Here is a 13,181-nt window from a genome sequence, read left to right as displayed (position 1 = left end):
CCTGGAGACCCTGCCCCGCCGCGTGGCGTTGCCGCCGGCGCTGCACGGAGCCGAACCCTGGCGACCCGGTCCGACCCGGACGGTTTTCGCCGACCCGCTGCGCGGGGCCCCCGGCGACCTGGACGGTCGCGACCTGCCGGGCGGCGGCGCCACCTGGCGCCGCACCTTCGGCCGCGGTGCGCTGGACGTCGGTCCGGACGGCGCCCGCTGGCGCGCGAGCGTCGCCGCTCCCCTGCCCGGGCGCACCCTGTACACCATCGCCTGGGACGATCCGGACTTCGCAGAACTCGAGGTGACCCTGACGCCGCCGGGCACGTCCCGGGGCCAGTCCGAACACGGAACCGCCGGCTTCTGCCTGTGGCAGGATGACGGTCATCACCTGCTGGTGAACACGTGGCTGGACGACTGCTACGGGGGCGCCTCGCTCTCGTCGTTCCCCACCATCGGCGGCTTCGAGGATCTCTACGACGCCATCTGGACCAACGTCGGCGACCGCATCGCGTGGGGGCGCCCGCTGCGTCTGCGCCTGGCCTGCGACGGCCTGCGCTACCTGGTGCACATCGACGACGAGCCCGTGCTCTACCGCTCCCTGGCCGACATCTATCCCGGCTGCCGACCGCTGCGCATCCGGCGGGTCGGCCTGCTCGGCAACTGGGAGTGGGGTGCCGACACGGGCACCGCCTTCGCCGATTTCGCGGCGCGCCGGCGCGACGGCTCCCGTGCAGACGACGCCCGCTGATGCTACCATGGCCGGGTGCGCCCGGCCGGACACGCCGCGCCCGCTCGACCCGCGCCACCTTCCCTTCCGCGTCCCGGACGGTGCCCCCGCCCGGACATCCGCCCGGAGGTCCGTCATGACCAGCCGCCGTCCCGTTCCGCACTTCGCCGGTCTCGTCCTGCCGCTGCTGCTCGCCCTCGTCGCCGGTTGCGGCGGCGACGACGCGGCGGATCCCTGGCTCGAGGGGCCGCTCACCTTTCGGCACCAGATCATCGACCCGTCGCCTCCCGGCGGCGCCGACTGCTGCACCGACGTGTGCGCCGTCGGCGACCTCGACGGCGACGGCATGGCCGACATCGTCGTCGGCGGCGAGCACGCCACGGGCCCCGGCCTGGTGTGGTACGCCGCGCCCCTGTGGGAGCGGCGCGACATCGCGTCCGGCCAGTTCACCACCGACATGGAGCTCGCCGACATGGACGGCGACGGGCGGCTCGACATCGTCGTGGGCGACACCGACCGCGGCCTGATCTGGCTCGCCAATCCGGGCGCGATCGACGGCGCCTGGACCGCGCACGACATCGGCGCCGGCTACGTCCACGACGTGGAGACCGGCGATCTCGACGGCGACGGCGACATCGACGTCGTGACCTGCGACAAGACGGCCGTCACCCTGTGGTTGCGCGGGGCGACGGGCGACTGGACCTCACGCACCCTCGTCACCCGCGACGGCGAGGGCTCGGCCCTGGCCGACCTCGACGGCGACGGCGACCTGGACGTGGTGCTCGGCGGACTCTGGTACGAGACGCCGGCCGATCCCGCCGGCGACGACTTCGTGCGCCACGATTTCGCCACCTGGCCGGACGACGCCCGCGTGGCCTGCGGGGACGTGGACGGCGACGGCGACATCGACGTGGCCCTCTCGGCCTCGGAGGGCGACGGCGGCCTGGCCTGGTTCGCGGCGCCGGCCGACCCGCGCGCGCCGGATTGGGCGGTCCACCCGGTGGGCGACCGCACGCTGAACGGGGCCCACACCCTCGTCCTGGCCGACCTCGACGCGGACGGGCGGCTCGACCTCGTCACCGCCGAGATGCACACCGGCGGCAAGCTCGTCCTGGTCTACCTGCAGGCGGACGCGGGCTGGACGGAGATGGTCCTCGGCCGCGACGGCTCCCACAACATGCAGGTGGCCGACCTCGAGGGCGACGGCGACCTGGACATCGTCGGCAAGAACTACGGCGGCGTCGGGCGCCGGCTCGAGGCGTGGTTCAACCAGACGGCCGACCTGGCGCTGGTTCCCACCGCCCCCCCCGCCGGCGACTGGGCCTATCGCGCCCTCGACGACGCCCGCGGCGACGACCAGTTCGGCAAGATGGGCCTCGTGAGCTGCGACGTGGACGCCGACGGCTGGCCCGACCTGGCGGCCGGCTCCCTGCTCTACCACAACCCCGCGACCGCCGACGCGGACGCGGCCTGGCGCCGCACCGCCCTGCCGGACGGCGTCGACGTCTGCGTGGCCCTCGACGTGGACGGGGACGAGCGCTGCGACCTGCTCGCCTTTCGCGGCGCCGAGGCCCTGTGGCTCGAGGCCGCCGACGCCGCCGGCGAGACCTGGACCGCGACGGTGGTCGCGGCGGTCCCGGACGCCCGCACCCAGGGCCACGCGGTGGCCCAGCTCGTGCCCGGCGGGCATCCGGAGCTCGTCTTCACGCGGGGCATGGCCCTCTTCCGGCTGGCGATTCCCGCCGATCCGGCCGGCGCACCGTGGGAACTGTACCGGATCAGCGACGCCACCGAGGAGGAGGGCCTCGTGGTGGGCGACCTCGACGGCGACGGGGCTCTCGACGTGGTGACCTCGACCGCCGACGGCTTCCACCTGCGGTGCTTCGTGAACCCCGGTCCGGGCGCCGCCGACCCGGCTGGGGGCTGGCCGTCGTACCCGCTGGCGTCGTCGCCGGCACGGCTCGACCGGCTGGCCCTGGTCGACATGGACGGCGACGGCCGCGATGATCTGGTCGCGACCGAGGAGAGCATGGACCTGCATTTCGACGCGGGGCTGGCCTGGTTCCGCCGGCCGGATGATCCGCTGCGCGAGCCCTGGGCCCGGACCCGGCTGCTCACCCTCCGCTCGGCCAACAGCCTCGGCGTCGCCGACTTCGACGGCGACGGCCGTCCGGACCTGGCCGTGGCCGAGCACACCGACATGCAGCCGGACAGGGTCGCCGCCGACAACCGCACGCTCCTGCTGCTGAACCGCGGCCCGGCGCAACCCTGGGCCGTGCACATGGTCGACGTCGGGCCCCGCAGTTCCCACCTGGGCATGCTGCCGGTGGATCTGGATCGGGACGGGCGGATGGATCTGGTCAGCATCGCCTGGCGGCAGTTCCGCTCCCTCCACACCTGGTCCCAACGGGGCTGATCGGTTGTGCCTCTGAAAATGTGTCCCGGGCGGAATCGGCCCTGGGGGGCGCGGCGGCATGGAGACAGAAGCCCGTTCCGGGCCGTCCGGGGGGAGCTGGCGGCCCGTTCTTGACGCCACGCCGGCCCGGACACAATTTCAGAGGCATAAGAAAAAATTTTCATGAACAAGGGTGATTTTGTGGTATTATCATATTCGGTCGGGAGCAGTGCCGACCGCGTCCACGGGTACGGGGGATGACCGCATCGACGTGGACAGTCTGTCGTCGGATCACCCAATTCGTTGGACGACAGTGAGTTCCAGCACCAGTGAATCGCGCACCCGTTGCGCCGAGGGAGACATGAAAAGCACTGACACGCGGTTGACCCGCACCCCGCGGGCGTTCGCCCTGACCGCGCTGGTCGCCCTGGCGGTTCTCGCCGGCGGCGGCCGCGCCCACGCCCAGGCCGCCCTGGAATTCGCTCCGGCCGCCGGCAGCGTCGACTGCGGCGACACGCTCTTCGTCGACGTGACGATCGATGCGACGGTCGCCGACCTGCGCGGCTACTCGCTGGTCCTGGGCTTCGATCCCGACCACATGGTGCCGGCCTCGGTCACGGTGGGCGACCTGCTCACCGGCGCCGCCTGCGGTCCGTTCTTCCGCTGGCTCAACGAGGGCGACTTCGTCGACACCATCGAGGTCGACGGCACGCTGCTCGGCTGCTCCACCGCCGGTCCGGGCACCCTGCTGCGCATCGGGTTCGTGCCCGGCCCCGTGCGGGGCCAGGGCGCCGTTTCGGTCGTCAGCGGCATCATCCGCGACTCGAACAACGTCGACATCCCGTACACGCCGGGCACCGCGACCGTGGACAACGTCTGCAACACGGCGCCCGACGCGGTCGCCGACGCCTACACCGTCGCCGAGGGCGGCACGCTGACGGCCACCCCGCTGGGCGTGCCCGCGGGCGTCCTCGACAACGATTCCGACTACGACGGCGACGGCCTGACGGCGACGCTCGTCACCGGTCCGACCCACGCCGCGGCCTTCGCCCTCGCGGCGGACGGCGGCTTCACCTACACCCACGACGGCACCGAGACGACGACCGACCAGTTCGTCTACGAGGCGGCCGACGGCCTGGGCGGCACCATGCAGGCCACGGCCACGATCACCGTCACGCCCGTGAACGACGCGCCGGTGGTGACCGACCCCGGCCCGCAGAGCACGCCCGAGAACGGGTCCGTCTCGCTGCAGATCGTCGCCACCGACGCCGAACAGACCGTGCTGTCCTACGTCGCGACGGGCCTGCCCGCCGGGCTGTCCATCGACTCCGGCACGGGCCTGATCACCGGCGCCGTGGCCTGTGGCGCGTCGTCCGGCAGTCCGTACGCCGTCTCCATCGACGTGGACGACCTCGCCGGCGGGATCACGCCGATCGCCTTCACCTGGACCGTGACCGGCCAGGTCGCGCCCGCGGCCATCACCGACCTCGCCGCGGCCCAGGTCAAGACGGGCAACGACGCCGACGGGACCACGGGCATCACCGTGACCTGGTCGGGTGTCGCCCCGACGCACACCGTCGCCGTGTACCGCAAGGGCTTCGGCTTCTACCCCGAGTACGACGACGCCGGCGGCGCCGCGCCGACCGCGCCGGTCGACGCGACCGCGGCCCTCTCGGCGGGCTGGACCCTGGCGGCCCTGCTGACCGCCCCGGGCCAGATCGACGAGCCGGCCGTGCGCGACGTCTACTACTACGTCGCCTTCGTGGCCAGCGAGTGCGGCACCGAGTCGGCCGTCTCGAACCTGACCGGCGGCGTGCTGAACTACCACCTCGGCGACGTGAGCGACACCGTCACCGCGGGCGCCGGCGACAACGACGTCGGTTCGGCGGACATCTCGCTGCTCGGCTTCCACTACGCCGTCGACGACCAGGATCCGCTCTACCTCGACTACCTGGACATCGGCCCGACCGACGACCTGACCACCGACGGCCGCCCGCTGACCGACAACGTCATCGAGTTCGAGGACCTGATGATGTTCTCGCTGAACTTCGCCGGCGTGTCCAAGTCGGCGCCGAAGCGGGCTCCCGCCGCCGCCAACGTCCTGACCCTGGTGCCGCCCGCCGCGGCCCCGATCGGCGAGATGGTGGTGGCCCAGCTGTGGCTGGCCGGCGACGGGGCCATCCACGGCCTGAGCATCGACCTCGACTGGGACACCGACGTCCTGCAGCTCGTCTCCCATGCGGCCGGTCCGCTGGCCGGCGGGCAGGCCGCCCCCGTGGAGATCTATCACGACGGCGTCGACAAGATCGACGTGGCGCTGCTCGGCGCCGCCGGCCCCGGCCTGACGGGCAGCGACGTGCTCGCGACCGTCACCTTCGAGGTCGTCGGCACCGGTGATCCGGCCTTCGGCTTCGGCACCATGCGCGTGCGCGGCCAGACGAACCAGCCGGTCGCCCTGGACCTGGAGATCACCACGGCGTCGCCGGTGCCGGATCTGGCGCCCGCCGTCAGCACGCTCCTGCCCAACTACCCGAACCCGTTCAACCCGTCCACGACGCTGCGCTTCGGCATCGGGCGGAGCGGGCACGTGCGCCTGGGGGTCTACGGCCTGGACGGTCGCCTGATCCGCACGGTCGTCGACGAGGTCCTGGCCGCGGGCAGCTACGGCCCGAGCTGGGACGGCTGCGACGAGACCGGGCGTCAGGTCGCCTCCGGCGTGTACTTCGTGCGCATGGTGGCCCCGGACAAGACCGAATCCCGCCGGATCACCCTGGTGAAGTGATGATCCGCGAACGTCAACCGGCCGGCGGCAGGAACTCCTGCCGCCGGCGCCGCAGCACCTGCCAACCGCTCCTCGGGGCGGCGCTGCTGGTGCTCCTGGCGGGAGCGGCGGCAACGCCGGCCCGGGCCGGGATCACGGCCCGGCTCACGCCGACGGCCGGCCAGGTCGCCGTGGGGGCGATCTTCGACGTGGACGTCGTGGTCGAGGACGGGGACGCCTTCAACGGCTTCGACCTGGTCATCGGCTACGATCCGTCCCGGCTCGTGTTCCTCGGGCAGCCCCGCACCGGCGCCCCGGGCGAACTGATGACCGAAGCCTGCGGCGGTGCGCCGTTCCATTTCTTCGATGTGTCTCCCGACAGTTCCCGTCTCGCGGTGAGCTACGTGCTGCTGTGCTCGGGTGTCGAGGTGGCCGGCCCCGGCCGCATCTACACGGTCCGCTTCCAGGCCCGCGACGTCCCCGGTGCGACCGGCATCGATCTCGGCCCGGGGACCCGCTTCTTCGCCGCCGGGATCCAGGTCGGCGCGGTCGACCTGGCCGGCACCGAGGTGCAGATCGGCACGGCGAGCGCCGTCCCCGACCGCGCCCCGGCCGTTGCGCCGCTGGTGGCCGCCCCCAACCCCTTCAACCCGCGCACCCAGCTCCGCTTCGAGCTCCCGGAGGCGGGTCCGGTGCGGCTGCGGGTCCTGGACCTGCGGGGCCGCGTCGTCCGCCGCCTGGTGGAGGAGAGCCGGCCCGCGGGGCCGCTGGTGGCCTTGTGGAGCGGCGAGGACGACGCCGGTCGACCCCAGCCGGGCGGTCTCTACCTGGCCGAACTGGCCTATGTGGCCGCCGGACGGCCGGCCCGCGCCGTGACCAAACTGGTGCTCGTACCGTAGGCTCAACTTCCGGTTTCGTTGGCCGAAAATATCAAAACGTAAAATTTACGTACAAAACATTGTTTTTGTTGTTCCGGCGGCCGGGATCGTGTTACAATGGCGATTCCAAACGAGTTGAGTTACGATGCCCGCCGGGAATCGTCACAGGGGAGCCACGAATCGGCAGGTTCGTGGTCGTGGAGGAAAGCGCGTCGTCCGGAGCTGAAAACAGCGTCCCGGTCGGCCCCTTCTCGCCGCCATCCCGTCCGCAAGCCGAACCGGTCTCGCCGAGACCTGAAAGGACCGACCCCGATGGCCCGGAAACCCGTCGTCGCCATTCTCGCCGGAGGCATGGGCACCCGCCTGGCCGAAGAGACCGAGATCCGGCCCAAGCCCATGGTCGAGATCGGCGGCCTGCCGATCCTCTGGCACATCATGCGCACCTACGCCCACTACGGGCACAACGAGTTCGTGGTGGCCCTGGGCTACAAGGGCGACTACATCAAGCGCTGGATGCGGGACTACGGCAGCCTGGGCGGCGACATGACCGTCAAGACCAACTCGGGCGATGTGATGACCTACGAGGACCATCGCCCGGACTGGACGGTGCACCTGGTCGAGACCGGCATGACCACCGGCACGGGCGGCCGCATCAAGCGCCTGCAGAAGTGGCTGGGCGAGGGCACGTTCATGCTCACCTGGGGCGATGGCCTGTCCGACGTGCCCCTGGACAGGCTGCTCGAGTTCCACCAGGGCCATGGCAAGCTGGCGACCCTGACCGCCGCCCGCCCGCCCGCCCGCTACGGCCACATCGAGTTCGAGGGCGACCGGGTCGAGTGCTTCACCGAGAAGCCCCAGACGGCCGAGGGCTGGATCAACGGGGCCTTCTTCGTGCTGGAGCCCGGCGTGCACGACTACATCGAGGGCGACCCGACCATGTTCGAGCAGGCCCCCATGGAGGGCCTGGCCGGCGACGGCCAGCTGATGGCCTACAAGCACGAGGGCTTCTGGCAGTGCATGGACACGCTGCGCGAGAAGCACATCCTGCAGAAGCTGTGGGACGGCGGCAATCCGCCCTGGAAGAAGTGGTAGCAGATCCGAATCCGCGCCGGGGACGACCCGGCGCCCACCCCACCCGAGGTTTGACGACATGAAAGTTCTCGTGACCGGCCACCGCGGCTACATCGGCACCGTGCTGGTGCCCCTGCTGCTCGACCACGACCACGAGGTCCACGGCCTGGACACCGACCTGTTCCGCGCCTGCACCTTCGACGGCGAGATCGCCGACATCCCCGAGACGATCGGCGACGTCCGCGAGGCGGACATCGACCTGGTGCGGGGCTACGACGCGATCATCCATCTGGCGGGTCTCAGCAACGATCCCCTCGGCGACTACAACCCGTCGCTCACCGAGGACATCAACCACCAGGGCTCCCTGCGCCTGGCGAAGCTCGCGAAGGAGGCCGGCGTCGGCCGCTTCCTCTTCGCCAGCTCGTGCAGCAACTACGGCGGCGGCGGCCAGGACTTCCTCGACGAGAACGCCCGCTTCAACCCGGTCACGCCCTACGGTGTGTCGAAGGTCGAGGTCGAGCGCGACGTGGCGCCCCTGGCGAGCGACGACTTCAGCCCGACGTTCCTGCGCGCCTCGACGGCCTACGGCATGTCGCCGCGCATCCGCTTCGACCTCGTGGTGAACAACCTCACCGCCTGGGCCTTCACCACCGGCGAGGTGCACCTCAAGAGCGACGGCACGCCGTGGCGGCCGCTGGTGCACGTCGAGGACATCGGGCGCGCCTACGTGGCCCTGCTCGAGGCCGACCGCGAACTCGTGCACAACAAGGCCTTCAACGTGGGCACCACCAGCGAGAACTACCAGATCCGCGAGGTGGCGGAGATCGTCCACGACGTGGTGCCGAACTGCGAGATCGGCTTCGCCGAAGGCGCGGAGCCGGACAAGCGCTGCTACCGCGTGGACTGCAACCTGCTGTCGCGCACCATCCACGGCTTCAAGCCCCAGTGGACCGTGCGCCGCGGCGTCGAGCAGCTCTACGAGGCCTACAAGCGCGTGGGCATCACCCTCGAGGACTTCGAGGGGCCGCGCTTCAAGCGCATCGGCCACGTCAAGCAGCTGCTCGACGGCGGTCGCCTGGACAACACGCTGCGCTGGACCGGCAAGTAGCCGGCAGACGGACGAGATGCCGCCGGACGGGCAGCCCGTCCGGCGGCCGCGAACCTGAACCATCACGGGAGAACGAACGGATGAGCCGAAACGACGCCGTCTGCCGCAGCTGCGGCCACGACCACCTCGAGCCGGTGCTGGACCTGGGCATCACGCCCCTGGCCGACCGCATGCTCTACGAGCGCCAGCTGAACGAGCCCGAGCCGACCTTTCCCCTCGAGGTGGCCTTCTGCCCCGAGTGCTCGCTCGTGCAGATCCTCGAGACGGTCGACCCCGAGATGCTCTTCGACGAGGACTATCCCTACTTCTCGTCCTTCAGCACCTACCTGCTGGAGCACTCGCGGAAGAACGTGCTCGAGCTGATCGAACGGCGCGGCCTGACGGGCGACAGCTTCGTCATCGAGCTCGCGAGCAACGACGGCTACCTCCTCAAGAACTACGTCGAGAACGGCATCCCCGTCCTGGGCATCGACCCGGTGCCGGCCCTGTGCGAGGCGGCCGAGAAGATCGGCGTGCCCAGCCGGGCGGCCTTCTTCGGCAAGGCGGTGGGCGAGGGGCTGGCGGCCGAGGGCAAGCAGGCCGACATCATCCACGCCAACAACGTGCTGGCCCACGTGGCCGACACCAACGGCTTCGTGGCCGGCATCGCGGCCGCCCTGAAGCCGGAGGGCATGGCGGTCATCGAGTTCCCCTACCTGCGGGACCTCATCGACCACTGCGAGTTCGACACCATCTACCACGAGCACCTGTGCTACTTCTCGGTGACGGCGGTCGACCACCTGCTGCGCCGACACGGGCTGTACCTGAACGACTGCTGGCGCCTGCCCATCCACGGCGGTTCGCTGCGCCTCTTCATCGAGAAGACCGACGCGCCGCTGGACAGCGTGAAGACGCTGCTCGCCGAGGAACGGGAGCTGGGCCTGGATCGCATCGACTACTACCGCGAGTTCAGCCGCCGCGTCGCGCAGCTGAAGGTCGACCTGCTGGCGATGCTGCGCGGCTTCAAGGCCGACGGCAAGCAGATCGTGGCCTATGGGGCCGCCGCCAAGGGCAGCACCATGATCAACTACGTGGGCATCGGCACCGAGCTGATCGACTTCGTCGCCGACAAGAACGTCCACAAGCAGGGCCGCTACATGCCCGGGCAGAAGGTGCCCATCGTGGCCCACGACCGCATCCTGGCCGAGCAGCCGGACTACGTGCTGCTGCTGCCCTGGAACCTGGAGAAGGAGATCCTCGCCCAGGAGCAGGACTTCCGCGCCGCGGGCGGCAAGTTCATCATCCCCGTGCCCACGCCGCACGTCGTCTGAGAAGGGAACGAAGCGATGTCCGACGCCATCACCTGTCCGAACTGCCGACAGGGCACCATGGAGATCTTCCATGAGGCCCGCGGCGTGCCGACCAACAGCTGCATCCTGCTCGAGACGCGCGACGAGGCCGTGAACTACCCCAAGGGGGACATCACTCTCGGCTTCTGCGGCGAGTGCGGCTTCGTGGGCAACACGAGCTTCGACGAGAAGCTGACCGAGTACTCCGGCCGCTACGAGGAGACCCAGGGCTTCTCGCCGACCTTCCAGAAGTTCCACCGCGACCTGGCCGACCGCGTCATCGCGCGCTTCGGCCTCGAGGGGCGCGACGTGCTCGAGATCGGCTGCGGCAAGGGCGAGTTCCTGCTGCTGCTGTGCGAGAACGGGCGCAACAACGGCGTGGGCTACGATCCGGGCTACCGCGCCGATCGCCACGCCCCGGCGCCGGGCGAGAACGTCAGTTTCGTGGCCGACTTCTACACCGAGAAGTGCACCGACACCGCGGCCGACTTCGTCTGCTGCAAGATGACCCTCGAACACATCCCGGCCACCCTCGACTTCATGAAGATGGTGCGTGCGGCCCAGGGCGACCGCGAGGCCGACATCTTCTTCATGATTCCCGAGGCCATGCGCATCCTCACCGACTGCGCCTTCGAGGACGTCTACTACGAGCACTGCTCGTACTTCACGCCCGTCTCCCTGACCCGCCTGTTCAGCGGGGCCGGGTTCTTCCCGGTCGAGTGCGGCGTCGAGTACGGCGACCAGTACCTGACCATCGCGGCGACGACCCGCGACACCGGCCGCAGCGCCGACGTCCCGGCCGACCAACTCGACCAGCTCAAGCGCTGGGTCGCCGAGTTTCCCGACCTCTTCCGGCGCCAGCTCGAGTTCTGGGGCAAGCGCCTCGGCGAGCTGCACGCCCAGGGGAAGAAGACGGTCATCTGGGGCTCGGGCTCCAAGGGCGTGTCGTTCCTGACGACCCTCGGCCTGCAGGACGAGATCGCCGGCGCCGTCGACATCAACCCGCACCGGCACGGCTACTTCATGCCGGGCACCGGTCACCGCATCCTCGGCCCGGACGACCTGGTCGAACTGCAGCCCGATGCGGTGATCGTCATGAACCCGATCTACAAGGAAGAGATCACCCTCGACCTGGCCAAGCGCGGCCTGAACCCGCGCATGTTCGCCATCGACGACGGGCTCGAGACCGTGCGAGAGGGCTCATGAGCGACGCCGCCCGGACCTGCCTGGCCTGCGGCGCCGCCGACGTGCGCCGGTTCCTGCTGCTGCCCGAGGTGCCCGTCTTCTGCAACATCATGTGGGACGACGCGGACGGCGCCCGCAGCGCGCCCCGGGGCGACCTCGACCTCGGCATCTGCGGCGCCTGCGGCCATGTCTTCAACCTGGCCTTCGACATCGAGCGGGTGAAGTACGCCGAGAACTACGAGAACTCGCTGCACCACTCGCCGCGCTTCCAGTCCTACGCCGAGGAGCTGGCCCGTGACCTGCGCGAGCGCCACGACGTGGACGGCGGCTCCGTGGTCGAGATCGCCTGCGGCCAGGGCGATTTCCTGAAGATGGTCTGCGTCGACCCGGGCACGACCGGCATCGGCTTCGATCCGAGCTACCGGGGCGAAGCGGTGGCGCCGAACGTGACGATCCGCGGCGAGTACTTCGGGGCGCGCCCCTTCGGCAAGCCCGCCGACCTCGTCTGCTGCCGGCACGCCCTCGAGCACATCGAGACGCCCGTGCCCTTCCTGCAGGGCATGCGCGGGGCGTTGACCGAATCCTCGCGGGCCGTGATCTTCTTCGAGGTGCCCAACTCCCTTTACAGCCTGCGGGACGGCGGGGTCTGGGACTTCATCTACGAGCACGTGAGCTATTTCTGCGGCACGAGCCTGGCGGCCTGTTTCGTGCGGGCGGGGCTGCGGGTCACGCGCACCTGGGAGACCTTCGGCGGCCAGTTCCTCTGCCTCGAGGCGGCGGCCGACGGCGAGGCCGGCAGCGACGGGGCCGACCTGTCGCCCGTGCCCGGCGCCGCCGAACTCGTCGCCCTGGCCGAGGGCCTGTCGACCCAGCTCGAGGAGCTGCTCGAGCACTGGCGCAAACGTTTCGCGGCCGTGCGCGCCGCGGGCGGCAAGGTCGCGGTGTGGGGCGCCGGCTCGAAGGGCGTCACCTTCCTGAACCTGATGGGCGCCGACGCCGACCTGTGCCTCCCCGTCGACATCAACCCTGAGAAGCGGGGCAAGCACGTGGCGGGCACCGGGCATCCCATCGTGGCGCCGGCCGACCTCGCCGGCCGCGACGTGCGTCTGGTCCTGGTCATGAATCCGGTCTACACCGAGGAGATCGCGGGCATGGTGCGCGATCTCGGCATCAGCGCCGAGGTCGTGGGCGTCTAGCGGCCCGTCGGGAAACTCTCGCCACGCGCCTGCGGGGGCGGCCACGGCCGCCCCTTTTCTCATCGGTTGTGCCTTTGAGAATGTGCCTGGTCCGACCATTGCCTTCCACTCTGCATGAGTGCAGACCAAACCCGCCACCCGAACTGGGCCCCTCCCTTCTGCCCCAACCCCAAGTGCCTGCACCACAACGACTCCGTCGAGCCCTGGCCCTACAAGAAGATCGGCACCTTCCGGCGACACTCCGACGGCAGACGTATCCAGCGGTTCCTCTGCAAGCACTGCCGCCGCAGCTTCAGCACCCAGACTTTCTCCACCACCTACTGGCAAAAACGCCCCGACCTCGACGCCCGCATCTTCATGCGCACCGTCGGCGGCATGGCCAACCGCCAGATCGCCCGCGACCTCGCCGTCAGCCCCGAAACCGTCAACCGCCACGTCGCCCGCCTCGCCAGGCACTGCATCCTGTTCCATTGCAACGCCATTCGGAACCTGCCACCGCCGGCCGAGGTCGTCGTCGACGGCTTCGAGTCCTTCGAGTGGA

The 13,181-nt window shown here is 70.4% G+C and carries 10 protein-coding genes; all 10 read left to right on the top strand.

All coding sequences use genetic code 11. The features are described 5' to 3' along the window. Positions 1-739: nucleotide-binding protein (locus KDM41_14385; protein MCB1184614.1), on the top strand; the 739-nt coding region annotated here is incomplete at its 5' end. 115 nt (positions 740-854) lie between these two features. After that, positions 855-3,134, top strand: a complete 2,280-nt coding sequence (locus KDM41_14380; protein ID MCB1184613.1) for a VCBS repeat-containing protein — start codon at positions 855-857, stop codon at positions 3,132-3,134. A 340-nt stretch (positions 3,135-3,474) separates the two neighbouring features. Beyond that, positions 3,475-5,895, top strand: a complete 2,421-nt coding sequence (locus tag KDM41_14375; protein ID MCB1184612.1) for a cadherin-like domain-containing protein — start codon at positions 3,475-3,477, stop codon at positions 5,893-5,895. After that, positions 5,895-6,773, top strand: coding sequence for a hypothetical protein (locus tag KDM41_14370; protein MCB1184611.1), 879 nt, complete (start codon positions 5,895-5,897; stop codon positions 6,771-6,773). The genes KDM41_14375 and KDM41_14370 overlap by 1 nt, the downstream gene beginning before the upstream one ends. Positions 6,774-7,064: 291 nt before the next feature. Continuing rightward, positions 7,065-7,844 carry a glucose-1-phosphate cytidylyltransferase gene (gene rfbF, locus KDM41_14365; protein MCB1184610.1) on the top strand — a complete coding sequence of 260 codons (780 nt, stop codon included), beginning with the start codon at positions 7,065-7,067 and terminating at the stop codon, positions 7,842-7,844. A 58-nt stretch (positions 7,845-7,902) separates the two neighbouring features. Further along, complete coding sequence (locus tag KDM41_14360; GenBank protein MCB1184609.1) at positions 7,903-8,931, top strand: SDR family oxidoreductase; 1,029 nt, start codon at positions 7,903-7,905, stop codon at positions 8,929-8,931. Positions 8,932-9,011: 80 nt separating this feature from the next. Next, positions 9,012-10,241 carry a class I SAM-dependent methyltransferase gene (locus tag KDM41_14355; GenBank protein ID MCB1184608.1) on the top strand — a complete coding sequence of 410 codons (1,230 nt, stop codon included), beginning with the start codon at positions 9,012-9,014 and terminating at the stop codon, positions 10,239-10,241. 15 nt (positions 10,242-10,256) lie between these two features. After that, a complete protein-coding gene (locus KDM41_14350) occupies positions 10,257-11,465 on the top strand; it encodes a methyltransferase domain-containing protein (protein MCB1184607.1) in 1,209 nt (402 codons plus the stop codon). Then, the gene (locus KDM41_14345; GenBank protein MCB1184606.1) at positions 11,462-12,640 is read left to right on the top strand and encodes a methyltransferase domain-containing protein; all 1,179 of its coding nucleotides are present in this window, start codon (positions 11,462-11,464) and stop codon (positions 12,638-12,640) included. The genes KDM41_14350 and KDM41_14345 overlap by 4 nt, the downstream gene beginning before the upstream one ends. Positions 12,641-12,754: 114 nt before the next feature. Further along, positions 12,755-13,181: IS1 family transposase (locus KDM41_14340; GenBank protein ID MCB1184605.1), on the top strand; the 427-nt coding region annotated here is incomplete at its 3' end.

This window comes from bacterium, assembly GCA_020440705.1.
Classification (GTDB): domain Bacteria; phylum Krumholzibacteriota; class Krumholzibacteriia; order LZORAL124-64-63; family LZORAL124-64-63; genus JAGRNP01.
The sequence above is the reverse complement of the archived record's forward strand: the minus strand, read 5'-3'. Positions and strand labels throughout refer to the sequence as shown.

Coding starts and splice junctions, on each gene's coding strand:
- KDM41_14380 (MCB1184613.1), top strand. CDS start 855: ATGACCAGCCGCCGTCCCGTTCCGCACTTCGCCGGTCTCGTCCTGCCG.
- KDM41_14375 (MCB1184612.1), top strand. CDS start 3,475: ATGAAAAGCACTGACACGCGGTTGACCCGCACCCCGCGGGCGTTCGCC.
- KDM41_14370 (MCB1184611.1), top strand. CDS start 5,895: ATGATCCGCGAACGTCAACCGGCCGGCGGCAGGAACTCCTGCCGCCGG.
- rfbF (MCB1184610.1), top strand. CDS start 7,065: ATGGCCCGGAAACCCGTCGTCGCCATTCTCGCCGGAGGCATGGGCACC.
- KDM41_14360 (MCB1184609.1), top strand. CDS start 7,903: ATGAAAGTTCTCGTGACCGGCCACCGCGGCTACATCGGCACCGTGCTG.
- KDM41_14355 (MCB1184608.1), top strand. CDS start 9,012: ATGAGCCGAAACGACGCCGTCTGCCGCAGCTGCGGCCACGACCACCTC.
- KDM41_14350 (MCB1184607.1), top strand. CDS start 10,257: ATGTCCGACGCCATCACCTGTCCGAACTGCCGACAGGGCACCATGGAG.
- KDM41_14345 (MCB1184606.1), top strand. CDS start 11,462: ATGAGCGACGCCGCCCGGACCTGCCTGGCCTGCGGCGCCGCCGACGTG.